Annotated in this window: 24 protein-coding genes and 2 tRNA genes; 16 read left to right on the top strand and 10 right to left on the bottom strand. The window is 71.5% G+C overall.

The features are described from left to right. The first annotated feature begins 29 nt into the window (after positions 1-29). The 3 genes from ASG28_RS08295 (at position 30) to ASG28_RS08285 (ending at position 2,217) form a co-directional block, all read left to right on the top strand. A tRNA-Met gene (locus ASG28_RS08295) sits at positions 30-103 on the top strand. 102 nt (positions 104-205) lie between these two features. Continuing rightward, entirely contained in the window at positions 206-1,300 is a 1,095-nt protein-coding gene (locus tag ASG28_RS08290) for a glycerate kinase (RefSeq protein ID WP_055973995.1), read from the top strand. After that, positions 1,297-2,217: a carbon-nitrogen hydrolase family protein gene (locus ASG28_RS08285; RefSeq protein ID WP_082454751.1), complete on the top strand. Its 921-nt coding sequence runs from the start codon at positions 1,297-1,299 to the stop codon at positions 2,215-2,217. Before ASG28_RS08290 ends, ASG28_RS08285 begins: the two co-directional genes overlap by 4 nt. Here ASG28_RS08285 and ASG28_RS08280 read toward each other — a convergent pair. Further along, a complete protein-coding gene (locus ASG28_RS08280) occupies positions 2,203-3,402 on the bottom strand; it encodes an aminotransferase class I/II-fold pyridoxal phosphate-dependent enzyme (RefSeq protein WP_055973992.1) in 1,200 nt (399 codons plus the stop codon). The two genes, ASG28_RS08285 and ASG28_RS08280, sit on opposite strands and share 15 nt — an antisense overlap. Before the next feature lie 144 nt (positions 3,403-3,546). Between ASG28_RS08280 and ASG28_RS08275 the strand changes: the two genes are divergently transcribed. The 6 genes from ASG28_RS08275 (at position 3,547) to ASG28_RS08250 (ending at position 9,964) form a co-directional block, all read left to right on the top strand. Further along, entirely contained in the window at positions 3,547-5,310 is a 1,764-nt protein-coding gene (locus ASG28_RS08275; protein WP_055973989.1) for a S1C family serine protease, read from the top strand. Between the two features lie 149 nt (positions 5,311-5,459). Continuing rightward, complete coding sequence (locus ASG28_RS08270; RefSeq protein WP_055973986.1) at positions 5,460-6,503, top strand: glycosyltransferase family 2 protein; 1,044 nt, start codon at positions 5,460-5,462, stop codon at positions 6,501-6,503. A 6-nt stretch (positions 6,504-6,509) separates the two neighbouring features. Further along, positions 6,510-7,316: a CDP-alcohol phosphatidyltransferase family protein gene (locus ASG28_RS08265; RefSeq protein WP_043595425.1), complete on the top strand. Its 807-nt coding sequence runs from the start codon at positions 6,510-6,512 to the stop codon at positions 7,314-7,316. Further along, the gene (locus ASG28_RS08260) at positions 7,313-8,200 is read left to right on the top strand and encodes a glycosyltransferase family 2 protein (RefSeq protein ID WP_055973984.1); all 888 of its coding nucleotides are present in this window, start codon (positions 7,313-7,315) and stop codon (positions 8,198-8,200) included. The genes ASG28_RS08265 and ASG28_RS08260 overlap by 4 nt, the downstream gene beginning before the upstream one ends. A 53-nt stretch (positions 8,201-8,253) precedes the next feature. Further along, entirely contained in the window at positions 8,254-9,558 is a 1,305-nt protein-coding gene (locus ASG28_RS08255; RefSeq protein WP_055973981.1) for a CDP-glycerol glycerophosphotransferase family protein, read from the top strand. Positions 9,559-9,658: 100 nt separating this feature from the next. Then, a complete protein-coding gene (locus ASG28_RS08250; protein ID WP_055973977.1) occupies positions 9,659-9,964 on the top strand; it encodes a helix-turn-helix domain-containing protein in 306 nt (101 codons plus the stop codon). 38 nt (positions 9,965-10,002) lie between these two features. Here the strand turns inward: ASG28_RS08250 and ASG28_RS08245 are convergent, their stop codons facing one another. From ASG28_RS08245 to ASG28_RS08225, 5 genes are all read right to left on the bottom strand, one after another. Further along, a complete protein-coding gene (locus tag ASG28_RS08245; protein WP_055973975.1) occupies positions 10,003-10,284 on the bottom strand; it encodes a PilZ domain-containing protein in 282 nt (93 codons plus the stop codon). Between the two features lie 132 nt (positions 10,285-10,416). Further along, positions 10,417-11,220 carry an EcsC family protein gene (locus ASG28_RS08240; protein ID WP_235477685.1) on the bottom strand — a complete coding sequence of 268 codons (804 nt, stop codon included), beginning with the start codon at positions 11,218-11,220 and terminating at the stop codon, positions 10,417-10,419. A gap of 9 nt (positions 11,221-11,229) precedes the next feature. Further along, positions 11,230-11,991, bottom strand: coding sequence for an ABC transporter ATP-binding protein (locus ASG28_RS08235; protein ID WP_055973973.1), 762 nt, complete (start codon positions 11,989-11,991; stop codon positions 11,230-11,232). Beyond that, positions 11,991-12,788 (bottom strand): ABC transporter permease, encoded by a 798-nt coding sequence (locus ASG28_RS08230; protein WP_082454512.1) that lies wholly within the window; start codon positions 12,786-12,788, stop codon positions 11,991-11,993. The genes ASG28_RS08235 and ASG28_RS08230 overlap by 1 nt, the downstream gene beginning before the upstream one ends. 61 nt (positions 12,789-12,849) lie before the next feature. Further along, positions 12,850-13,563 carry a phosphocholine cytidylyltransferase family protein gene (locus ASG28_RS08225; RefSeq protein WP_055973970.1) on the bottom strand — a complete coding sequence of 238 codons (714 nt, stop codon included), beginning with the start codon at positions 13,561-13,563 and terminating at the stop codon, positions 12,850-12,852. A gap of 264 nt (positions 13,564-13,827) precedes the next feature. On the opposite strand from ASG28_RS08225, the gene ASG28_RS16755 reads away from it, so the two are divergent. From ASG28_RS16755 to ASG28_RS08210, 3 genes are read left to right on the top strand one after another with little or no spacing between them, the layout of a single operon-like run. Continuing rightward, positions 13,828-15,246 (top strand): ABC transporter ATP-binding protein, encoded by a 1,419-nt coding sequence (locus tag ASG28_RS16755; protein ID WP_200925269.1) that lies wholly within the window; start codon positions 13,828-13,830, stop codon positions 15,244-15,246. Then, a complete protein-coding gene (locus ASG28_RS08215; RefSeq protein WP_056051143.1) occupies positions 15,222-16,787 on the top strand; it encodes a hypothetical protein in 1,566 nt (521 codons plus the stop codon). The genes ASG28_RS16755 and ASG28_RS08215 overlap by 25 nt, the downstream gene beginning before the upstream one ends. Before the next feature lie 25 nt (positions 16,788-16,812). Continuing rightward, positions 16,813-17,073 (top strand): DUF3039 domain-containing protein, encoded by a 261-nt coding sequence (locus tag ASG28_RS08210; RefSeq protein WP_043595414.1) that lies wholly within the window; start codon positions 16,813-16,815, stop codon positions 17,071-17,073. Positions 17,074-17,086: 13 nt separating this feature from the next. Here the strand turns inward: ASG28_RS08210 and ASG28_RS08205 are convergent, their stop codons facing one another. After that, positions 17,087-18,337, bottom strand: a complete 1,251-nt coding sequence (locus tag ASG28_RS08205; protein ID WP_055977239.1) for a nicotinate phosphoribosyltransferase — start codon at positions 18,335-18,337, stop codon at positions 17,087-17,089. Positions 18,338-18,442: 105 nt separating this feature from the next. Here ASG28_RS08205 and murI point away from each other — a divergent pair, with 105 nt between their 5' ends. From murI to ASG28_RS08190, 3 genes are all read left to right on the top strand, one after another. Then, a complete protein-coding gene (gene murI / locus ASG28_RS08200; protein WP_055977236.1) occupies positions 18,443-19,297 on the top strand; it encodes a glutamate racemase in 855 nt (284 codons plus the stop codon). Between the two features lie 72 nt (positions 19,298-19,369). After that, on the top strand, positions 19,370-20,116 hold the full coding sequence (gene rph, locus ASG28_RS08195) for a ribonuclease PH (RefSeq protein ID WP_043595412.1): 747 nt from the start codon (positions 19,370-19,372) through the stop codon (positions 20,114-20,116). Further along, positions 20,113-20,739, top strand: a complete 627-nt coding sequence (locus ASG28_RS08190; protein ID WP_055973964.1) for a non-canonical purine NTP pyrophosphatase — start codon at positions 20,113-20,115, stop codon at positions 20,737-20,739. Before rph ends, ASG28_RS08190 begins: the two co-directional genes overlap by 4 nt. 57 nt (positions 20,740-20,796) lie before the next feature. On the opposite strand, the gene ASG28_RS08185 is transcribed toward ASG28_RS08190, so the two are convergent. The 3 genes from ASG28_RS08185 to ASG28_RS08175 all read right to left on the bottom strand — a co-directional run bounded on the left by ASG28_RS08185 (position 20,797) and on the right by ASG28_RS08175 (position 22,944). Continuing rightward, on the bottom strand, positions 20,797-21,504 hold the full coding sequence (locus ASG28_RS08185) for a DedA family protein (protein ID WP_055973961.1): 708 nt from the start codon (positions 21,502-21,504) through the stop codon (positions 20,797-20,799). 52 nt (positions 21,505-21,556) lie between these two features. Next, positions 21,557-21,638, bottom strand: a tRNA-Leu gene (locus tag ASG28_RS08180). Between the two features lie 55 nt (positions 21,639-21,693). Continuing rightward, entirely contained in the window at positions 21,694-22,944 is a 1,251-nt protein-coding gene (locus ASG28_RS08175; RefSeq protein ID WP_055973958.1) for an MFS transporter, read from the bottom strand. 39 nt (positions 22,945-22,983) lie between these two features. On the opposite strand from ASG28_RS08175, the gene mnmA reads away from it, so the two are divergent. Further along, positions 22,984-24,114, top strand: a complete 1,131-nt coding sequence (gene mnmA, locus ASG28_RS08170) for a tRNA 2-thiouridine(34) synthase MnmA (protein WP_082454510.1) — start codon at positions 22,984-22,986, stop codon at positions 24,112-24,114. Positions 24,115-24,119 lie beyond the last annotated feature (5 nt).

Raw genomic sequence — 24,119 nt, 5'->3', positions numbered from 1 at the left:
GAATGCCGTGCTAGTGTTTCTTCTTGTGCCGCGGGGTGGAGCAGTTCGGTAGCTCGCTGGGCTCATAACCCAGAGGTCGTAGGTTCAAATCCTGCCCCCGCAACAAGAAAGACGAAAGCCCCGGTCGAATGACCGGGGCTTTCGTCTTGTCGTCAAGCCCTCGGGGGCTCTGTGCCGTCGCGGCTGATCATGCCAAGGTTGAGGCATGTCGAGACTCCGGGTGGTCCTCGCCCCCGATTCGTTCAAGGGCAGCCTGGATGCGTCCGAGGCTGCCGCCGCCCTCGCCGCAGGGTGGTCCCGGTCTCGGCCCGAGGACGAGATCGTCGCGCTGCCTCTCGCCGACGGCGGAGAAGGCACCCTGGACGCGTTCGAGCGGGCCGTCCCCGGAAGCATCCGCCACGAGGTCGTCGTGGAGGGCCCCGACGGCCGTCCCGTCGACGCCCCCTGGCTGGCGCTTCCCGACGGCACGGCCGTCGTCGAACTCGCCTCGTCCTGCGGGCTCGGCTTCCTGATCTCACCCGCGCCGCACGACGCGACCACCCGCGGTCTGGGTGACGTCATCCGCGCGGCCGTCGGCGCCGGCGCCGTGCGGCTGCTCGTCGGCCTCGGGGGCAGCGGGTCGACGGACGGGGGAGCAGGTGCTCTGGCGGCCCTCGGCGCCCGGATCGTCGATTCTCTCGGGGAGCCCGTCGGTCCCGGCAACCACGGGCTCACCACGGCTGCCCGGGTCGATCTCTCGGGTCTGATCGCCCTCCCGCCCGACGGCGTCGTCCTGCTGGTCGACGTCGACAGCCCCCTGCTCGGCCCCGACGGAGCCGCTGCCGTGTTCGGGCCGCAGAAGGGTGCCTCGGCCGACGACGTCCTCGCGCTCGAACGGGGTCTCGAGCGCTTCGCGAGCCTCGTCGACGTCGATCCCACGACCCCCGGGGCGGGGGCCGCAGGCGGAACGGGCTTCGGTCTGCTCGCCTGGGGTGCTCGTCTGCAGCCCGGGGCCGTCGCCGTCGCCGAGGCCGTCCGACTCGCGGACGCCCTGGCCCACGGTGACGTGGTCGTCACCGGAGAAGGGCGGTTCGACGGTCAGACCGCCGCCGGGAAGACCGTCTCGCTCGTGCGGCGGATGGCCGACGCGGCCGGAGTCCCGGTCGTCCTCGTCGCCGGTTCCGTCGAAGCGCCCGCTGACGGTTTCTCCGACGTCGTGTCGACCACGCAGCTGGCGGGCGACGTCCTCGAGTCGACGACCCGCGCCTCCTTCTGGCTGGGCGAGGCGGCCGCGCTGGCAGCCGGGCGGTGGGCACGATGAGCACGGGCGGCACCGGCGGCACCGGCGGCACCGGCGGCACCGGCGGCATCGACAGCATCGGCGGCGCGCCCGACGTCGTCGTCGCGGTGGTGCAGACCGCCCCCGGTGACGACCCGGCACGCAACATGAGGACGATCACGGACCTCACCGAGGAGGCGGCCCGACGGGGCGCGCAGGTGGCCGTCTTCCCCGAGTACTCGTCGTACTTCTCGGCCGAGCTGGGGCCGTCGTACCTCGAGGCCGCGGAGCCCACGGACGGGCCGTTCGTGCGTCACCTCACCGCACTGGCGGATCGGCTCGGCGTCGTGCTCGTCGCCGGCCTGGTCGCGGCGTCGCCCGATCCGGCGCGGTTCGAGAACCTGCTCGTGGCCGTGGCGCCCGGTCGGGGCGTCGTCGCCACGTACTCGAAGCAGCACCTCTACGACGCGTTCGGTGGGCAGGAGTCCCGCTGGATCGTGCCGGGCCCGTTGGCCGTCGCCGCGACCTTCGAGTTCGGCGGGCTCGTCTTCGGCCTGCAGACCTGCTACGACCTGAGGTTCCCCGAGGTCACGCGGACGCTCGTCGACGCCGGGGCCGACGTCGTCCTGATGCCGGCCGAGTGGGTGCGTGGACCGCTCAAGCAGCACCACTGGACGACCCTGCTGACGGCCAGGGCGCTCGAGAACACCGTATACGTCGCCGCGGCGGACCACGCACCGCCCGTCGGCGTCGGTTGCAGCACGATCGTCGATCCGACGGGCGTGGCCCTCGCCTCGGTCGGCGACGAGGTCGACGTGATGGCGCTGGGCCGGGTCTCGGCCGACCGGATCGCGGCCGTGCGCCGGACGAACCCGTCCCTGGCCCTGCGTCGGTACGACGTGGTCCCGCGCCGTGACGGCGGCGGCCCGCCCTCGGGGAGGGGCTCAGACCGAGAGTGACGCGAGCTGGGCCGAGGCCCGCTCGAGCACCTCGATGCGCTTGCAGAAGGCGAACCGGACGAGGGACGACTGCTCGGCGGCGTGCACCGGATGGCAGAAGGCGCTGATCGGCAGCCCGACGACACCGGCCAGCTCGGGAAGCCGCCGGCACAGGTCGGCCGCGTCGTCGAAGCCCAGGGGGGCGGCGTCGGCGACCACGAAGTACGAGCCGTGGCTGGCGCGCACGGCGAACCCGGCACGGCGCAGCCCGTCGGACAGGACGTCGCGTTTGTGGGCCAGCGTGCGCGCGATCCCCTCGAAGTAGGCGTCGGGGAGTCCGAGCCCGACGGCGATCGCGGGCTGGAAGACCGAACCGTTCACGAAGGTCAGGTACTGCTTGACGGCGACGATGCGATCGACGAGCTCCGCCGGACCGGTCAGCCAGCCGATCTTCCACCCCGTCGTGTTGAAGGTCTTGCCCCCCGACGAGATGCTGATCGTCCGAGCCGCCGCGCCGGGCAGTGTGGCGAACGGCACGTGGACCGCACCGTCGAAGAGCAGGTGCTCGTAGACCTCGTCGGTGACGACGAGTGCGTCGTGCTCGACGGCGAGCTCGAGCAGGAGGCGCCTGGTCGCGTCGTCGAGGACGCTGCCGGTGGGGTTGTGCGGATCGTTCAGCACGACGAGCCGGGTGCGCGGTCCGAAGGCCGGGCGCAGTTCGTCCGGGTCGACCGTCGAGTCCGGACCCCGGAGCGGCACGGTGACGTGGACGCCGCCCGAGAGCCCGATGACGGCCCCGTACGCGTCGTAGAACGGTTCGAGCGTGACCACCTCGTCACCCCGGTCGACGAACGCCAGGATCGTCGCCGCCAGCGCCTCGGTCGCCCCCGCGGTCACGAGCACCTCGCGTCGCGGGTCGAGGTCGAGGTCGTAGAACCGCCGCTGGTGGGCGGCGACCGCCTCGAGCAGGACGGGCATGCCTCGGCCCGGCGGGTACTGGTTGAGGCCGGAGCGCAGGGCCTCGTGCGCCGCCTCGAGGACCTCGACCGGGCCGTCCTCGTCCGGGAAGCCCTGCCCGAGGTTGATGCTGTCGGTCGCCGTGGCGAGGGCCGACATCTCGGCGAAGATCGTCGGGGCGAGTCGGCCCGCGCCGTCGAGGAGCATCGCGCCGCTCGCCGCGCGCTGCCAGGGTGCTGGAGGAGTCATGATCCCGTCACCGTATCTCCGCGGGACGGGTGCCGGGGTGGTCGTGTCCAGCCGCCGCATAAGCTGGGTGCAGTCCGCTCACAGGCTCGCCGTATGATCCGCCCAGCTTGGGCGACCAGGCTGTCAGGGCTTGGAAGGAGCACCATGACCGACACCCCCCGCCACGACGACACCGACGACGGCGCCCCGCGCACGCCCGAGGGCACCGCCGACGGTTCGCAGGGCGTCCCGGGCGACGACCGGAGCGCGCACGACGGCGCCCAGCCCACGACGCCGTACCCGGCCGACCAGGGCGTCACCTACGGTGCTCCGCCCCTGCCCGGCAGCACCCCGCAGGCCGGGTCCTTCGAGTCCGGGGCCGACCAGGCGCGGCACGACCAGGCCCACGACCGGACGCAGCCCCACCCCGGCTCGTACCAGCAGCCGTCGTCGTACCAGCAGTCCGGCTCGTACCAGCAGCCCGGTTCCTACCAGCAGCCTGCTCCGTACCAGCAGGCCGGATCTCACCAGCAGCCGGGTTCTCACCAGCAGCCAGGGTCGTACCAGCAGGGTGACCCCTACCAGCAGCCAGGGTCGTACCAGCAGGGTGACCCCTACCAGCAGCCAGGGTCGTACCAGCAGGGCGATCCCTACCAGCAGCAGGCCTCCGACCCGTCGGCGTTCGCGTACGACACGACGAACTCGTACGCCGCGGCGGGTTGGCAGGCACCCCCGGAGAAGCCGAAGAAGAGCCGGCGCGGCGTGGGGTCCGTCGCCGCGGCCCTCCTGGTCGGCGTCCTCGTGGGCGGCGCGGCGGGCGGTGGCGTCGCCGCGGTGCTCTCCCGCGACTCGGGGGCCGGGGTCTCGGCGACCGGTGAGTCCCGCGACCTGACGGTGAACGACTACGACGACGCGACGGTCGTCACGGCCGTCGCGGCGAAGGCGACGAAGTCGGTCGTCACGATCAACGTGACGGCGGGCGAGTCCGGCGGCACCGGCTCGGGCGTCATCCTGAGCGACGACGGCTACATCGTCACGAACACGCACGTCGTCACCCTGGACGGGGCCAGCGCGTCGGGCACCGTCACCGTCACGCTCAGCGACGGCAGCATCCTGCCGGCCGAGGTCGTGGGGCTCGACCCCACGGTCGACCTCGCCGTGCTGAAGGTCGACGCGACGGGGCTCACCCCGATCGACTTCGCCGACTCGTCGAAGCTGAACGTCGGTGACACGGCCGTGGCCATCGGAGCACCGCTCGGCCTGTCGAACACGGTGACCGACGGCATCGTCTCGACCCTCAACCGCAGCATCACCGTGCAGTCCTCGGCAGCGCCGACCGACGGCAGCGACGAGGGACAGCAGAACGACAACAACGGCCAGGGGCCCTTCTCGTTCAACAACGGTGACGGCTCCACGCAGAACCAGGCCAGCTCGGTCATCTCCCTGCCGGTCATCCAGACCGACGCGTCGATCAACCCGGGCAACTCCGGTGGTGCGCTGCTCAACTCGCAGGGCGAGCTGATCGGCCTCAACGTCGCCATCGCCAGTTCGGGGGAGTCGTCCGGCAGCATCGGCGTCGGGTTCTCGGTGCCGTCGAACCTCGTGCAGCGGGTCGCCAAAGAGATCATGGCGAACGGCAAGGCCAGCCACGGCCTCCTCGGTGCCAGCGTGAACGACGCCACGAGCGACGCGGCGGCCACCCGGGTCGGTGCCCTCATCGTCCAGCTCAGCCCCGGTGGCGCGGCACAGAACGCCGGCCTGCGGCAGGGCGACGTCGTGACCGAGTTCAACGGCGTGCCGATCAGCGACCGGACCGACCTCACGGCGCAGGTCAGGTTCCTCGCCGGTGGCGCGACGGCCGACCTGACCTACGTCCGGGACGGGACGACCGACACGACGAAGGTCACCCTCGACACCTTGACCAGCTGACGGTCCGCCCCGGTCGGTGCGGCGCGGGTCGGGACGCCACGGCGTCCCGACCCCCGTTCGGGTGTTGCTAAGCTCGCCACGATCCCTGCGGCCGTCCGCAGTCCCGACCCGCGCCTCCCCGGCGCTCACGAGCCCGAGGAACGCGATCCATGCAAGCAGGCGACGCCACCCGACCCGGTGTCTCGTACGTCATGCCCGTCCTCAACGAAGAGCGTGAGATCCGGGCGGCGGTCGAGAGCCTGCTCATCCAGGACTACGAGGGCCCCTTCGAGGTCATCCTGGCCCTCGGCCCGAGCGTCGACCGCACGAACGAGGTCGTGGCCGAGATGGCGGCGGCCGACCCCCGGGTCCGCAGCATCCCCAACCCGGTCGGCTCCACGCCGGCCGGCCTCAACGTGGCCATCCGAGCGTCGGTCCACCCGATCACGGTGCGCGTCGACGCCCATTCCGTGCTTCCGAGCGACTACACCCGCATCGCGGTCGAGACCCTCGAGCGCAGTGGAGCCGACAACGTGGGCGGCATCATGGCCGCCGTCGGGCGCACCCCCTTCGAGAAGGCCGTGGCCCGGGCCTACGGCAGCAGGGTCGGCCTCGGGGGCACGCCCCACCACGTCGGCGGCGTCGAAGGCCCGACCGACACGGCCTATTTGGGCGTCTTCCTGCGACACCGGCTGCTCGAGGTCGGACTTTTCGACGAGGGCGTCAAGCGCGGTCAGGACTGGGAGCTCAACCGGCGGCTCCGGGCCACGGGCGGGACGGTCTGGTTCACCCCGCGGCTCGTGGTCACCTACCGGCCTCGTCCGAGCCTGCGCAAGCTCGCCCGACAGTTCGTCGCCACCGGGCTCTGGCGCGGCGAACTGGCCCGGCGGTTCCCCAAGGCGAACACCTTGCGGTACCTGGTGCCGCCCGTCATGGTGGTCGGGGTGGCCCTCGGCCTGTTGGTCGGACTGGTCGGTGTGGTCGGGCTCGTGCTCGGCAGCCCGCTCGGGTGGGCGACGCTCGCCCTCGTCGTGCCCGGCGTGTACGTCGTCTTCGTCCTCGCGGCCGCACTGCTCGCCGCCCGCGGCGACGACCTCCGCACCCGCCTCTGGTTTCTCGTAGTCTTGCCTTCCATCCACTTCGGGTGGGGCGTCGGCTTCGTGCTCGGCTTCCTCGACCTCACGAAGAACATCACTGCCCAGACCGGAAGGTAGCCGCCGATGACCGCGCTGCCCACCAGACCGAGTTCGATCGCCGAGTTGCGACGCGTCGCCCAGCCGCCCGAGGTGCGCAGTCGTGCGAACGCCGAGCACTGGACGGCCTCGTTGTACCTGCGCGACGTCTCGCCCTATCTGACCTGGTGGCTGCTCAAGACGAGCGTCTCGGCGAACGGCGTGACCGGGTTGATGATTCTCGTCGGCTGGTGCACCGCCCTGTCGCTGCTCGTGCCGGGCATCACCGGCGCGCTGCTCGCCCTCGTGCTGGGCCAACTGCAGATGCTCGTCGACTGCTGTGACGGCGAGGTCGCCCGCTGGCGCGGCACCAGTTCGCCGGCCGGGGTCTTCCTCGACAAGGTCGGCCACTACTCGACCGAGGCCCTCATCCCGATCGTGTTGGGCATCCGTGCCGCCGGTTTCCCGTTCGAGACGCCGGGCGACTTCCTCTGGACGACCGCGGGCTTCGCCCTGGCCCTCGTGATCGTGCTGAACAAGGCGCTCAACGACATGGTCCACGTCGCTCGCGCGAACGCGGGCCTCGACCGGCTCGAAGACAAACGAGGAGGCGCGACGCAGCCGAGCGGGCGCCTCCTGTCCCGATTGCGCAGCGCCGCGCGCTTCGTGCCGTTCCACCGGCTGTACCACTCCGTCGAGCTGACCATGCTCGTCTTCCTCGCCGCGCTCGTCGGCCTCGTCGTCGGAGGCGTGACCGCCGACCGCGTCCTGCTCGTCGCCCTGCTCCCGCTGTCGGTGCTGGCGCTGGTCGGCCACTTCGTCGCGATCATGGCGTCGAAGCGGGTGCGCTCCTGAGCGAGGTCCTGCCCCGGGTCGGAGTCGTGAGCCTGACCCAGGGGCGACGCCCTGGCGACCTGCGTCGGGGATTGGCCTCGCTGCTGGCCCAGCGCGACGTCGACCTGGACGTCGTCTGCGTGGTCAACGGACGCGACGCCGCGACCGCGGAGGTCGAGGTGCCGACCGGAGTCCGCCTGCTCGAGCTCGCCGAGAACGTGGGCATCCCCGCCGGCCGCAACCGGGGGGCCGAAGCCGTCTCGGGCGACTGGATCTTCTTCCTCGACGACGACGCGAGTCTGCCCTCCGACCGGTTCCTCGCCGACGCCGTCGCGTTGTCGCGGGCCCGACCCGAGATCGGGCTCCTGCAGCCACGGGTCGTGGACCCCGACGGTGCCGTCAACCCGCGCCGGTGGACGCCTCGCCTGCGCAAGGGAGACCCCCGCCGGTCGAGCGACGTCTTCTCGGTCTGGGAGGGGGCGACCCTGCTGCCCCGCGACGTCTTCGACGCCTGTGCCGGCTGGGGCGAGCCGTACTTCTACGCGCACGAGGGCATCGAGCTGGCGTGGCGGGTCTGGGCCCAGGGCAGGCGCACCTGGTACGAGGGCTCGCTCGTGGCGAACCATCCGGCCATCGACCCGGCGCGCCACGCCGAGTACTACCGGCTGAACGCCCGCAACCGGGTCTGGTTGGCCAAGCGCAACCTCCCCTGGCCGCTCGTCCCCGTCTACGTGGCGTCCTGGACGGCGGTCCAGCTGCTGCGGTGGGCACGGACCCCGCGCCGCCTGCGGCCGTGGTTCGCGGGCTGGATGGAGGGGTGGCGGGAGGCGCCGGGCGGTCGACGGTCCATCGGTTGGGTAACGGTCCTCCGCATGTCCAGGGCCGGCCGACCTCCGGTCCTCTAGGCTTTCCGGGGTCCGGCGCCGATCGGGGTGACGGACCGACCCGAGGAGGGCATGTGCCGTTGACCCGAGACCTGGGGCTCGCCTGGAGCCTCGCCCGCCGCGCCGTCCGTTCGCGCAGCAGTCGACGCCGGCTCGAGCGCGACCCACGGGCCGCGGCGACGCCCGCTCCGGGCACGGTCCGCGTCGCCGTGTACTTCGCCGACACGGCCGTGAACATGTACCAGATCCGGCAGTGGTACGCACCGCTCGCCCGCCTGGCCGAGACCTTCCCCGTCGCGATCGTCGTCCGCTCGCCGGGCACGATGGTCACGATGCTCGACGAGAGCCCGGTGCCCCTCGTCTACGCCCGCAAGGTGGCCGACCTCGAGGACTTCGTCGCCGCTCAACCCCTCGCCATGACGCTGTACGTCAACCAGAACGCCAAGAACTTCCAGATGATGCGGTACGGCCGCATGTGGCACGTCTTCGTCAACCACGGCGAGAGCGACAAGATGTACATGACGACGAACCAGTTCAAGGCGTACGACTACGCCTTCGTCGCGGGCGACGCCGCGAAGGACCGCCTCGCCGCCAAACTCTGGGACTACGACCTCGACAAGCGTGCCGTGCCCATCGGTCGGCCCCAGGCCGACCACTTCTCGGGCGAGGTGCCCTACCCCGACGACGACCGACTGGTCGTGCTCTACGCCCCCACCTGGGAGGGCGACCGTCCTGCAGCCGCCTACGGATCGATCGCCACGCACGGCCTCGCCCTCGTCAGGGCTCTGCTGGCCTCGGGGCGTCACCGGGTCGTCTATCGGGCGCACCCGCGCAGCGGTGTGCTCGACCCCGAGTACCGGCGAGCCCACGAGGCGATCATCCGGGCCCTGGCCGAGGCCAACACACGTGATCCCGGCGCCCACCACGTCCACGACGAGGGGCCCGAACTCGGCTGGCAACTGGCCGCGGCCGACGTCGCCGTCACCGACATCTCGGCGATGGTCTACGACCGCCTCGCGACGGGCCGGCCCCTGGTCGTGACCCGTCCGGTGGCCGTCGAGGCCGACGTCGACGAGTCGGGCTACCTCGGCGACGCCGAATGGTTGACGGCCGACGGTGCGGGCGAGATCGTCTCTCTCGTCGACCGGGTCGTCGACGATCCGGAGGCGCGGGGCCGTCTCGAGCACTGGGTGCGTCGTCACTTCGGTGACACGTCGCCCGGGGCGGCCACGCATCGGTTCGAGAACGCGGTGGCGGACCTCGTGCGGCTGCGTGACGACTACGCCGCACGCCGGCCGTCATCCGACGAACCACGCTCGCAGGGTGCGGACGACGACGCCGACCGGGAGGCCGGCGACGCGGAGGCGTCCGACCTCTGACCCCGAGAACGGAGCACCGGGAGTGCCTCGTCGCTGAGGCATTCATGTCTCGGTGATCTGGACTCTGGATCTCAGACGCTGAGCAGCGTATCCATGAGGCATGCCTGATCCGACGTCCGCCGCCGCCCGCCTCTTCGGAGAACGCATCCGCGACGAGCGCCTGCGGCTCGGACTGAGCCAGGACGAAGTGGCGCACCTCGCGGGCATGAACGTGTCGAACTACGGGAAGATCGAGCGCGGCATCGGCAACCCCGTGCTGCACACGATCGTCCGGCTCGCCGTGGTGTTGGGGGTCGACCCGGCCGTCCTGGTGACCGGCCTCGGGGTCGAACACCTCCCGCCCGTCCTCGAGGCCTTCACGGCCGCGGACTACGTCGCCGAGAGACGGGCTCGTCTCAGCAGCTGACGCGCCCCTCGGCCGTCAGGGGTCGTCCGTCCCGGGGATCAGAAGCTGAACCGCCACAGGTACTCGTCGCCGTCGGGCCGGAACCACCGCACGACGGCGATCGCGCTGCGGGTCAGTTCGACACCCAGCACGCAGAGGTCGACGGAGTCGCCGGGGTCGAGTCGGGTGGTCGCGACGGGGACGAGCAGCCCCGTGCCCACGAGGGTGACCCTGATGCCGGTCACGGTCTCGGGGGAGTCGTTGACCAGTCGGTAGACGCGGGGCGCGCGGGAGCGGTCGAGGGTGAAGGGGACGGTGTAGGCGAGGATCGTCGACGTCATGTCGCCGACCCTAGGAGCGACCGCCGAGGGTCGTCTCGCGTCCCTGTGGACGACGCCCGCCTGGGGAGGACCCGTCGAGGGGGACATGACCGGCCACGCCGGCCGACGGGACCGCCGTCACGAGGCGGCCGCTCAGAGGGACAGGTCGACCGGGAACTCGGCCGGCGCCGCACCGAACGCCGTGCGGGCCGTCGTGACGACCTTGCGTCCGAGCAGGTGGTTGCCCGTCCCTCCCACGACGGCCCCGATGCCGAACGGGAGGGCCCGGCCGAGGACGGAGGCGCCCTGCGAGGCGGCGAACCGTCGGATGAACTGTTTGCGGATCGTGTCGGTCAGGCCGCTCATGGCTGCCTTCGGCAGCTTGGAGGTGACCAGCTCACCCCAGAACGCGGTCCGGGCCGGAGCCGTGCCCATGGCCTCGCCGGCGAACTGACGGACGAGGCTGGCGCCGGGACCTCCGAGCAGCATGGCCATGACCAGGGCCCGGGCGCGGTCGGGGTCCGAGACGGCGATCCCGTGGACCTCGGTCACGGACTGCGCGAAGAGTGCGCTCGCCTCGAGGAAACCGGCGGTCTCGACGCCCGAGAGCGCCAGCGACACGCCCCAGCCGACACCGGGGATCACCGCGCTGGCCCCGACGGCGGCCCCGCCGGTCGTGACCGCGGCGAGGTACTCGCGCTCGAGGATGGTGATCAGCTTCTGCGGCGTCGCCTTCTTGTGACGGCGACGCAGCGTGGCGACGTGCTTGACGACGACCGGACGCTGGACGGCCAGCAGCTTGTCGAGGCGGCGGACCCAGGCTGCATCGTCCGACCGGTCGGGCGCCGACGTCTGGTAGTGGTACTCGGTCGAGTTCGCGGCGTCGCGGGCGGCGAGCTGTGCGTCCGTCGTCGAGGGCGCGTGATCGGGGCTGTGGGGCTGACTGCGTTCGGGCACGCCTCGACACTACGCCGAGGGGCGGGGAGGGTGATCGGAGGCGTACCGGGCCAGGGCGTCGTCGAGCGGGCCGTCGAACACCAGGGCGCCCTTGTCGAGGTAGAGGCCCCGTCGGCAGAACCGCCTGAGGTCGCGTTCGTTGTGCGACACGAGGAAGAGCGTGCGACCGTCGGCCAGCATCTCGCCGATCCGGGCGTAGCACTTCTCACGGAAGGCCTTGTCGCCCACCGCGAGCACCTCGTCGACCAGCACGACGGGCTCCTCGAGCCGTGAGATGACGGCGAACGCGATGCGGACCTTCATGCCGCTCGAGAGGTGCTTGTAGGGGGTGTCGACGAAGTCGCCGATCTCGGCGAAGTCGATGATCTCGTCGAAGCGCTCGTCGATCTCGGGGCGGGTCATGCCGTGCAGGCCGGCGGTCAGGTACACGTTCTCCCGCACCGTCAGGTCGGCGACGAAGCCACCGGTGATCTCGATGAGGGGGGCCACGCCGCCCGACACCTCGACGGTGCCCGTGTCGGGCAGGATCACCTCGGCCACCAGCTTGAGCAACGTCGACTTGCCCTGGCCGTTGCGTCCGACGACGCCGATGGCCTCGCCCGGCCGGACCTCGAAGCTGACGTCGCGCAGGGCCCAGAACTCGCCCGGTCGCGACCGCCTGCTGCTGTCGGCGAAGAGGTCCTTGAACGACCGCCGCCCGCGCCGGTTGCGGCGGAAGCGGATGCCGACTCCCTCGACGCGGATCACGGGGCCCTGTCCGGTGGTGGACATCAGATCTCCTTCAGCACGGCACGCTCGCTGGCTCGGAAGACGAGCAGGCCGACGGCCAGGACCACGACGCACACGGCCCCACCGACGAGCACCTCGGTCAGGTCGAACTGCTCCGGGAAGAACGCCGACCGGTAGAGGCCGAAGATGCCGCTCAGCGGGTTGAACGCGGCCAGCAGGTGCAGGCTCTCGGGGAGGTCCTGGGTGCCGTAGATGATGGGCGAGGCGTAGAAGGCGAACCGCAGGGCGAGCTTCGTGGCGCGCTCGAGGTCGCGGAAGAACACGACGAGCGGCGCGACGATGAGCCCCAGCCCGGCGACGAGCACGGTCTGCATGACCATGGCCAGGGGGAAGAACACCACCTGCCAATGCAGCTGTGCCCCACCGACGGCGGCGAACAAGGCCAGGACGGGCAGGCTGAGGGCGAACTCGATGCCCTTGGAACCCACGAGTCGGAACACCCAGATCGTCCGGGGGATCTTGGTCGAACGGACGAGCTTCGCCTCGCGGATGAACGCGCGGGTGCTGTCGGAGACCGCGCCGTTGAACCACATCCAGGGCAGGAGGCCCGAGAGGAGGAAGACGATGTACGGCTCGTCGCCGACCGAGCGCTTGAAGACGACCGAGAAGACGAAGAAATAGATGCCCGACATCACGAGCGGGTCGAGGATCGACCAGAAGTAGCCGAGCTTCGACGTGGAGTACCGGACCTTGAGGTCGCGACTCGTCAGCAGCCAGAGCGTCTGGCGGTAGCGCGCGAAGCCGCTGCGACGGGGCCGTTCGGCCAGGTCAGTACTCACGGACGCCCTTCTCGTTCAGGACATCACGCAGGGGCGCGCAGCCGTCGGGAGACGGCCCGGTTCAGACGAACAGGTTCGCGCGCTCGAGGTCTTCGGCGAAGTCGACCTCGACGGCGTAGAGGTCGGAGATGTCCACGGGCTCAAAGCGTAGCCCGTCCTGGCCGATGGCCAGTTCGATGCCACGCTCGAAGTAGTCCTGGTTGTCGACCTTGGAGAGCTGGTGCATGAGCGTCGCCTTGTCGGCCTTCGACACGTAGTTGATGCCCACGGCCTCGCCCAGCCCACCCTTGACCTGCTTCGACAGTTCGGCGATGTAGCCCTCGGCGTCGGTCGTGTACTTGACCTCTTCGTCGGACACCTTGGAGGTGTTGACGGTGACGAACGACTGGTCGTCGCGGACGAGGCGAGCGGCACGGGTGAGGGCCGTGGGGTCGAACACGACGTCGCCGTTCATCCACAGGACGCCACCGGAGGCGCTGGCCCGCAGGGCGCGGAGCAGGCTCTTCGACGTGTTGGTCTGGTCGTACATCTCGTTGTAGACGAACGAGGCGGACGGGAACGCCTCGACGATGTGCTCGAACTTGTAGCCGACGACGACGGTCACCCGGGCGTCGGGCCCGAAGGCGGCACGGATGTTGTCGAACTGCTGCTGCATGATGGTGCGGCCGTCGTTGAGCTCGGTCAGTGCCTTGGGCAGCGAACGGCCGAGGCGGCTGCCGAGCCCGGCGGCCAGGATGACGATCTGCTGGCGGTGGTTCGTGTCGTTCTTGCTCACGCTGGTCTCCTCACAAGGGGCGAGCCCGTGCGGGACGGGCTCTGCGGTGGCCCCGGCGGTGCGGACCGGACCCGTCTCTGGGTGCGATTCGCCTCGTGTTCGAGCGGTGTTCACCGCGGAGCATCGATCTGGACACGTCGTCGTGCTGTTGCAGACTACCCGATGGGCCCCGGGGCAGCCAGGGAGGGGACCCGAAGCGTGTCCCTTTCGTGATGAGCGCCTCCCGTCGTCCGGTCGGCGTCGTGGCCTTGGTACGGTGGGGCGATGGCTGGACGGCGCGAGGACGAAGTGGGTGACATCGCCCCCGACTCGACGCCGGGTGACGACACGGTCGGAGCGGTGGGCGCGTCCGACCAGGGGGAGAACACAGTGGACGACGACGCGACGACCGCGGGGGACGTGGCCGAGGGGACGGCCGCCACGACCGAGGCCACGACGCCCCGCGTGCCGGTGACGAAGGCCGCGACGGCTCGCAAGCCCTCGGCGCCCCGCAAGCCCGCGTCGCCTCGGAAGCCCTCGCAGCGCACCGCCGCCGACCGGTCGGCGGCGGCCAAGAAGGCGGCAGCGACCCGCGCCGCGAACGCGCGCGCCCGGGCCGAGGCGGCGGCGAGGGCCGCAGAAGAAGAGGTCGTCGCCGAACTCGCCGACGCGGGCGTCACGACGGACGGCACCGTCGTCGTGCCCGTCTCCGCCGACGACTACTTCGGTGACGCCCTGACCGCCGAAGAGGAATCGGCCGCCGCCCTCGACGACGCGCTGGCCGACGACGCCACGCCGGCGCCCGATGAGACCTCCGCCGACGTCTCCGCGCCCGACGAGACTCCCGCCGACGTCTCCGAGACCGACGGCGTCGCCGTCGAGAAAGAACGGCCCACCGTCGACGAGGGCGCCGTGCGGCCGGCCCGCGAGGTCGACGCCGAGGCCCCCGTCGTGCTCGCGATCTCGGGGCTCATGAAGCGCTACGGCGGCACGGTCGCGGTCGAGAACGTCGACCTCGAGGTCCGAGCCGGGTCGTTCTACGGCATCGTCGGTCCGAACGGGGCCGGCAAGACGACCACCCTGTCGATCGTGACCGGTCTCCTGAGACCAGACGCCGGCACGGTGACCGTCCTCGGGGCCGACGTCTGGCGCGACCCGGCCGCGGCGAAGCGGTCGCTCGGTGTCCTCCCCGACCGTCTCCGGCTCTTCGACCGGTTGACCGGTGCGCAGCTCCTCTACTACTCGGCGACCCTGCGCGGGCTCGACGGCGTCACGGCACGCAAGCGCTCCTCCGACCTCGCCACGGCGTTCGGCCTGCACGACGCGCTCGGCCGTCTCGTCAGCGACTACTCCGTGGGCATGACGAAGAAGATCGCCCTGGCCGCGGCGATCATCCACTCGCCGCGGGTCCTCGTGCTCGACGAGCCCTTCGAGTCGGTCGACCCCGTGTCGGCCGCCACCGTGACGGACGTCCTGCAGCGCTACGTGGCCGGGGGCGGGACGGTCCTGCTCTCCAGTCACAGCATGGACCTGGTCGAGCGCATCTGCGACAGCGTCGCGGTGATCGTCGACGGTCACGTCCTCGCCAGCGGCACGGTCGACGAGGTCCGGGCCGGACGCTCCCTCGAGCAGCGGTTCGTCGAGCTCGCCGGCGGGCGCGCGGTCACGGAGGGCATGGAATGGTTGCAGAACTTCTCCGACTGAGGCTCCAGACGATCGGCAACACGGTCCGCTTCGGGCCGCGCCGCCTGACCGTCGCCGTGGCCTCCGTGCTCGCCGTCCTCATCGTCACGATCGCCGTCGCGAGCCTCGTGAGCGGGCTGCGCGCCGCGCCCCTCGAGGACGTCCGCGCCCTCGCGGTCGGCGGGGGCGCCCTGCTGCTGGTCGGCTTCACCGTGGTCCCGTTCGCGACCGTCCGTCCCGCCTGGAGCGACCCCCGCCGTCTCGCCGTCCTCGGCGTGCCCGAGGGGCGGGCAGCGGTCGGCCTGGCGCTCGGTGCCGCCATCGGCCTGCCCACGCTGGCCCTGCTCGTCCTCTCGACCGGGTACGTCCGTGCCTGGGGCGAGGGCACCGGCGTCGCGGCCGTCGCCGTCGCCGGCGCCCTCGTCGCCGGGGTCACCGCGCTGTTGCTGGCCCTCGTGGCCTCGACGCTGAACAGCGTCGTCCTGACGTCCCGCCGCGGTCGCGAGCTCGCGCTCGTCGGCGCCGTGCTCGTCGTCCTGCTGGCCGTGCCCGTGATCGTCGACCTCGTCCGCCTCTCGCTGCCCGGCCGCTCGGGCACCGGAGTCGTCGCGGACGCCCTCGCCTGGACGCCGTTCGGGGCCGCGCTCGCGCTCCCCGGTCACGTCGCCGAGGGCCAGACCGGTCGCGTCGTGGCCGACGTCGCCATCGCCGCCGTCACGCTGGTGGCCCTCTGGCTCGCCTGGCGGGCACTCGTCGCTCGCGCGTTCGTCGACCGGCCCGAACCCGAAGAGGTCGACGACGGCGACGGCCTCGGCTGGTTCGAGTACGTCCGGGCCTCGCCGACCGGTGCCGTCGCCGGCCGCAGCCTCACCTACTGGATGCGCGACGCCCGCTACCGCATGTCGCTCGTCATCATCCCGTTCCTGCCGCTGCTCGTCGTCCCCCTCGGCATCGCGGGAGTCAGCTGGAACTGGCTGGCCCTCGTCCCGGTGCCGATCATGTGCCTCATCCTGGGATTCCTGCCGCACAACGACGTGGCCTACGACAGCACGGCGCTCTGGATGCACGTGGCGTCCGACACGCGGGGTCTGGCGGACCGCGTGGGGCGACTCGCGCCTCCTCTGCTGATCGGTGTCCCGCTCGTCGTGATCGGCTCGGTCGTCGCGACCTGGCTGTTCGGCGACTGGCAGGCCCTGCCGTCCGAGCTGGGGGTGAGCGCCGGCTTCCTGCTCAGCGGCCTCGGTCTGTCGAGCCTGGTGTCGGCCCTCATGCCCTACGCCACGGTCCGCCCGCACGACGACCCGTTCCAGCAGCCGCAGTCGAACGGCGCCACCGCGGCGTGGGCGCAGACCGTCATGATCGGGGGAGCCGTCCTCGCGACGGCGCCCGCGCTCTGGTTCGCCGGTCGGGGCCTGATCACGGGCTACCCGGCGGGTGGCACGTGGGCGCTGGTCCTGGGTGTCGGAGTCGGACTCGTCGTGCTGGTCGCGGGTGTGGCCCTCGGCGCCCGGGTCTTCTCGCGCCGAGCGCCCGAGCTGCTGGCGTTCGCCCTCCGCAGCTGAGTCGAGGTCGACGTACGATGTCTGCATGACTGACACGCAGACGGGCGGCGGCCTCGACGTCATGGACCGCGAGCTCGAGAAGCTCCTGAACGACGAGGCGATCGACCCGGGCGACCACGAGCGCTTCTCGCACTACGTGAAGAAGGACAAGATCATGGAGTCCGCGCTGAGCGGCAAGCCGGTCAAGGCGCTCTGTGGCAAGAAATGGACGCCTGGTCGCGATCCCGAGAAGTTCCCGGTGTGCCCGACCTGCAAAGAGATCTACGAGAAGATGACGTCCGAATGACGCCGGAGCCGTTTCAGGCGTAGACGGTCGGGACGACCGGCTCGCCACGGCCCAGCCGCAGCGCCTGGTCGGGCAGTTCGGCCACGGCCGCGGCCCGATGGAGGCGCGCGCGGGCCACGCCCTCGGCTCCTGTGTGACGGGTGTCGATCTCGCCGGCCGTCACGAGCGGCACGTGCAGCGAGCGTTCCCCGGTCGCGACCTCGGATGATCCGACGCGGATGAGTTCGCGGGTGGCGACCCCGTCGACGATCACGCGCACGGGGGACTTCCGTCCGCCGACCGTGGCCTTGTCGGCCGACTTCTTGGCCACCGAGACCCAGTCGCCGTCGTCCCCGCGACGGGCGACCAGCTTGAAGACCATGCCGGCGGCCGGGTGGCCCGAGCCCGAGACGACGGACGTGCCCACGCCGAAGGAGTCGACCGGGGCCGCGCGCAGGGCGGCGATCGTGTACTCGTCGAGGTCGTTCGTGACGGTGATCTTCGCCCCCGTCGCGCCGAGTTCGTCGAGCTGGGTACGGACCTGCCCCACCAGCGACGGCAGGTCGCCGCTGTCGATGCGCACCGCTCCGAGACCCGGCCCGGCCACCCGGACGGCCGTGGCCACGGCCTCGGGGATGTCGTAGGTGTCGACGAGCAGGGTCGTGCCCGGCCCCAGGGTGTCGACCTGGGCGCGGAAGGCGTCCTCTTCGGTGTCGTGCAACAGCGTGAACGCGTGGGCCGCGGTGCCCATCGTCGGAACGCCCCACGACCGGCCGGCCTCGAGGTTGCTCGTGGCGCCGAAGCCCGCGATGTAGGCGGCCCGGGCCGCGGCCACGGCGCTGCGTTCGCCCGTGCGGCGTGAGCCCATCTCGGCGAGGGGGCGTCCGTCGGCGGCCGAGACCATGCGCGCCGCCGCGCTTGCCACGGCCGAGTCGTAGTTGAAGACGCTCAGCGCCAGGGTCTCGAGCAGCACGGCCTCGGCGAACGTCGACTCGATGACCAGCAGCGGCGACCCGGGCAGGTACACCTCGCCCTCGGCGTAGCCCCAGATGTCACCCGAGAACCGGTAGTCGGCCAGCCAGTCGGCCGTCGTGGCGTCCACGACCCCCGCCTCGCGCAGCCAGGCCACCTCGTCGTCGCCGAACCGGAAGTCGGCGAGCAGTTCGAGGAAGCGACCGGTGCCCGCGACGATGCCGTAACGCCGCCCCTCGGGCAGGCGTCGGGCGAACACCTCGAAGACGCTGTCCCGGTGGGCCGTGCCCGCCTTGAGGGCGGCCTCCACCATGGTGAGCTCGTACCGGTCGGTCAACAGTGCGCTGGTCACCCCGCCAGCCTAGGCTCGCGGGGTCGTCCCGGGCCTCGCGGCTCGCGACGGGTAGGCTTCGTGGTCGTGACGGACGCACCCATCGGAGTCTTCGACAGCGGCGTCGGCGGCCTGACCGTGTCGCGGGCGATCATCGACCAGCTGCCGCACGAGTCGATCCGGTACGTGGGCGACACGGCCCACTCGCCGTACGGACCGAAGCCCATCGCCCAGGTGCGCGAGTACGCCCTCGCCGTGATGGACGACCTCGTCGCCCAGGGCGTCAAGCTGCTGGTCATCGCGTGCAACACCGCGTCGTCCGCGGTGCTGCGCGACGCCCGTGAGCGATACACGATCGGCGCGGGCATCCCCGTGGTCGAGGTGATCCAGCCGGCCGTGCGCGCGGCCGTGCAGCAGACGCGCAACGGCCGCATCGGCGTGATCGGCACCGAGGGCACGATCAACTCGCGGGCCTACGAGGACGCCTTCGCCGCCGCCGCGGGTCTCGAGTTGTTCACGCAGGCCTGCCCGCGCTTCGTCGAGTTCGTCGAGGCGGGCGACACGTCGAGCCCCGAGCTGCGGGCCGTCGCCGAGGGCTACCTCGCCCCGCTGCGCGACGCCGGCATCGACACCCTCGTCCTGGGCTGCACCCACTACCCCCTCATGTCGGCCGCCGTGCAGTACGTCGTGGGCCCCGACGTCCGGCTCGTGTCCAGCGCCGAAGAGACCGCGGCCGACGTCTACCGAACCCTCGTCCAGCACGGGCTCGAGCGCACCGACCGCGGCGAGCCACACCACGAGTTCGAGGCCACCGGGCCCGACGAGAAGGCGTTCCTGCGCCTGGCCCGACGGTTCCTGGGGCCCGAGGTCTCGCGCGTCGGCCACCTCGAGACGGGGGCGATCGAGTTGCCCACGAACCTCCGCCCCGTCGAACGGACCTGACCCGCGCCTCCTGCGTCCCCCGGGTCGACGACCCCGATCGCCATCCGACCACCACCGCCGAGAGAAGGCACCATGACCGACACCACGAGCACGACCGTCCGCGCCGACGGCCGCAGCACCACCGATCTGCGACCCGTCACCATCGAGACCGGTTGGAGCGCCCACGCCGAGGGAAGCGCCCTCATCACGTTCGGTGGCACGAAGGTGCTGTGCACCGCGTCCTTCACGAACGGCGTGCCCCGCTGGCTGACCGGCAAGGGCAAGGGCTGGGTCACCGCCGAGTACGCGATGCTGCCCCGGGCCACCAACTCGCGCAACGACCGCGAGAGCGTCAAGGGCAAGATCGGCGGCCGCACGCACGAGATCTCGCGCCTCATCGGCCGCAGCCTCCGGGCCGTGGTCGACACCAAGGCCCTCGGCGAGAACACGATCGTGCTCGACTGCGACGTCCTGCAGGCCGACGGCGGCACCCGGACCGCCGCGATCACGGGGGCCTACGTCGCCCTCGCCCAGGCGATCGAGTGGGGCCGCGAGAAGAAGTTCGTCGGGCAGAAGGCCACGCCGCTGACCGACAGCGTCTCGGCCGTCTCGGTCGGCATCATCGACGGCGAGCCCATGCTCGACCTCGCGTACGTCGAGGACGTCCGGGCCGAGACCGACATGAACGTCGTCGTCACGGGCAGCGGGTCGTTCGTCGAGGTCCAGGGCACGGCCGAGGGGGCGCCCTTCGACCGTCGCGAACTCGACTCCCTGCTGGACCTCGCCGTCGCCGGCGCCGTCGACCTGAGCCGCTTCCAGCGCGAGGCCCTCGGCCGATGACCCGCGTCGTCATCGCCACGCACAACCAGGGCAAGGTGGCCGAGCTGCGGCTGCTGCTCGCCGAGACGGCGCCGGGCGTCGAGCTGGTCGCCTACGACGGCCCCGAGCCGGTCGAGGACGGTGACACCTTCGCGGCCAACGCCCTGATCAAGGCGCGCGCCGCAGCACGTCACACCGGACTCCCCGCGCTCGCCGACGACAGCGGCATCTCGGCGGCGGCCCTCGGCGGTGCTCCGGGCATCCACTCGGCGCGCTACGCCGGCACCCGCGACGCGGACGACAACATCGACAAGCTGCTGACCGAGCTCGGCGGTGCCGACGACCGCTCGGCGTGGTTCTCGTGCGCCGCCGCCCTCGTCGTGCCGCCGCCCGTCGGCGCCGAGGGCCCCGACGGGCCGCCCGAGGCGAGCGAGTGGGTCGAGCACGTCGAGTACGGCGAGTGGCACGGCGAGGTGCTGGAGGCGCGGGTCGGCTCGAACGGGCACGGTTACGACCCCGTGTTCCGCCCCGAGGGCGAGAGCCGCAGCGCGGCCGAGCTCACCGCGGACGAGAAGAACGCGGTCAGCCACCGCTCCCGGGCGTTCCGGGCGATCGCACCCCGGGTGGCCGCGCTGGCGGACTGAGCCGCGCGCGCCTCCTCGGGATCGTCCGACCGGCAGGCGCCTGCGTGCCCGCGGTGCTCAGGCGTCGTGCGGCGCGGACGAGACGTGCGGCGTCTCGACCTCGCCCGAGGCCTCGGCCTTCTTGGCCTGGTGCACCCCGTGGAAGTAGTGGATCGCGATCGGGATCACCGTGGCCAGCACGGCCCCGAGCAGGATGAGGTCGATGTACGAGCTGACGAAGTCCGCGACGGGCGGGATGTGCCCGATGCCGAAGCCCGCCAGCGTGATGCCCATGCCCCAGACGACCGCACCGATGGCGTTGAACAGCGAGTAACGCCGGTAGCTCATGTGGCCGACGCCGGCCATGATCGGCGCGAAGGTGCGGATCACCGGGACGAACCGGGCGATGATGACGGCCATCGGGCCGAACCGCTCGAAGAAGGCGTTCGTGCGGTTGACGTTGGCGACGCTGAACAGCCCGCTCTCCTTCCGCTCGAAGATGCGCGGGCCGACCTTGTGGCCGATCAGGTAGCCGAGCTCGCCACCGGCGAACGCGGCGATGCTGATGAAGATCGCGATGAGCCAGATCGGCAGGCCGAGGGCCCCGGGGTTGGTCGCGGCGAGGATGCCCGTGATGATCAACAACGTGTCGCCCGGGAACAGGAAGCCGACGAGAAGACCCGTCTCGGCGAAGACGAGGAGGCAGACGCCGAGCACGGCCCACGGGCCGAAGGACGTGAGCAGGTACTCGGGGTTGAGCCAGGGGATGGAGACGAGGGGCAGCATCGGGTGTTCTCCGGTCGTGGTCGCCGGCGTGCCCGGGGCCTCAGATGGGTCGTGCGGGAGAAGGGACTTGAACCCTCACGCTCGAAAGCACAGGAACCTAAATCCTGCGTGTCTGCCAATTCCACCACTCCCGCGGAAGACCGAGTGTACCGACGACGGCCCCCGGCCGGAACGGCGGACGAGGAGGCGCTAGCGCTTCGAGCGGGGCACGTGCGGTGAGTACCGGGGCACGTAGCGCACGAGGATCGCCGCACCCACGAGACCGAGCGCGCCCATCACCCCGCTGGCGAGCGAGATCGACACGACGGCGGTCACCCCGGAGATGAGGAGCGGAGCGGCCGCGCTGCCGGCGTCCCCGGTGAAGCGCCACGCGCCGAGGAAGGGCGCGGGGTCGCCCTTGTCGGCCAGGTCGGCGCCGAGCGTCATGAGGATGCCGCTGCCGACGCCGTTGGCCAGGGACATCAGGACGGCGACGGTGACGAACCAGCCGACGTTCGCGTCGAGGTCGTGCGTGACCGACAGCGCGAGGTACGAGAGGCCGAGGCCGACCATGCAGGGGACGGCGCTCCAGAGGCGCCCGAAGCGGTCCATGATCTGGCCGCTCGTGTAGAACAACGCGAAGTCCACGGCGCCGGCGATGCCGATGATGATCGCGGTCTCGGACGCCCCGAGACCGATGCTGACGGCCCAGAGGGGGAGCATGACCTGGCGGCCCGAGCGCATCGCCCCGATCAGGGCCGCCCCGCTGCCGAGCTTCAGCAGCACGCCGCGGTGGCGCCAGAGGGTGCCGAAGAGCCCCTGGGTCTCTCTCGCGACGAGCTCGGCGCCGTCCTCCGTGCCGCGGCCCGGCCGGACGCCGAAGGCCGCCGACGGGTCACGCAGCACGAGCAGCGCGACGGCCGCACCGAGGCAGCCGACGATGTGCACGACGAACGCCGACTGGACGGACCCGGTCAGCTCGATGACCCCGGCCGACAGGAACGGCCCGACGAAGTAGCCGAGTCGGAAGACGCCGCCGAGGCTCGACAGTGCCCGGGCGCGGATCTCGACGGGCACGAAGGTCGTCATGAAGGCGTGCCGAGCGAGGGCGAAGACCGCGGTCGCGAGGCCGATGACCAGCACGCCGACGGCGAGGACGATCTCGTTCGGCGCCAGCAGGCAGGTGACGAGACCGCCGATGCTGACGAGCGACGCGCCGATCATCGAGGTGCGCTCGCCGATGCGGCTGACGAGCCATCCGCTCGGGATGTCGCCGATCAGCTCGCCCACGAGGATGAGCGCGGCGACGAAGCCGGCGAAGGGGAGCGACGCACCGAGCTCGCTCGCCACGACGGGGATGATCGGGATGATGGCCCCCTCGCCGATGGCGAAGAGCGCCGCGGGCAGGAACGCCGCGAGGGCCACCGACCGCATGCTGAAGGCGGGGGAGGAGGAAGACATGTCGTCCGCCACCCTAGGCCCGCTGCGTACACTTGTCGGATGAAGGTCTTGGCAGCGATGAGTGGTGGAGTCGACTCGGCGGTCGCCGCGGCGAGGGCGGTCGAGGCCGGCCACGACGTGGTGGGGGTGCACCTGGCGCTGAGCCGCATGCCGGGCACGCTCCGGACGGGCAGCCGTGGTTGCTGCACCATCGAGGACTCGATGGACGCCCAGCGCGCCGCCAACAAGATCGGCATCCCGTACTACGTGTGGGACTTCTCCGAGCGCTTCAAGCTCGACGTCGTCGACGACTTCGTCGCCGAGTACACCGCGGGCCGCACACCCAACCCCTGCATGCGCTGCAACGAGCGCATCAAGTTCGCCGCCCTGCTCGAGAAGGCTCTCGCGCTCGGCTTCGACGCGGTCTGCACGGGGCACTACGCGACCATCCTCACCGACGACCAGGGCAACCGTGAGCTGCACCGCGCCTCCGCGTGGGCGAAGGACCAGTCGTACGTCCTGGGCGTGCTCACCACCGAGCAGCTCGCGCACTCGATGTTCCCGCTCGGGGCGACGCCCTCCAAGGCCGAGGTGCGGGCCGAGGCGGCCGAGCGCGGCTTCAGCGTGGCGTCGAAGCCCGACAGCCACGACATCTGCTTCATCCCCGACGGCGACACCCGCGGGTGGCTCGCCGAACGTGTCGGTGCCGAGACGGGCGAGATCCTCGACCGCAGCGGCGCCGTGGTCGGCTCGCACGAGGGAGCGCACGCCTTCACGGTCGGCCAGCGCAAGGGCCTCAACATCGGGTTCCCCTCGGACGACGGCAAGCCGCGCTTCGTGCTCGAGGTGCGGCCCGTCGACAACACGGTCGTCGTCGGTCCGAAAGAGGCGCTCGACATCGCCGAGATCGCCGGTGGCTCGTACACGTGGGCCGGTCTCGCCCCGGTCGACCCGACGGTCGCGTTCGACTGCGACGTGCAGATCCGGGCCCACGCCGACCCGGTTCCCGCCGTCGCGCGGGTGTCGGTGGTCGAGGGTAAGAAAGAACTCGTGATCACACCTCGCGAACCCCTCAACGGCGTGGCCCCCGGGCAGACCGCCGTCGTCTACGTCGGCACCCGCGTCCTCGGGCAGTGCACGATCGACCGCACGGTCAGCGCCGTGCCGGTCCCCGCAGCCGCCACCGCCTGAGACGA

The sequence above is a fragment of the Frigoribacterium sp. Leaf415 genome, from assembly GCF_001424645.1.
In the GTDB taxonomy this organism is placed as follows: Bacteria; Actinomycetota; Actinomycetes; order Actinomycetales; family Microbacteriaceae; genus Frigoribacterium.
The sequence above is the reverse complement of the archived record's forward strand: the minus strand, read 5'-3'. Positions and strand labels throughout refer to the sequence as shown.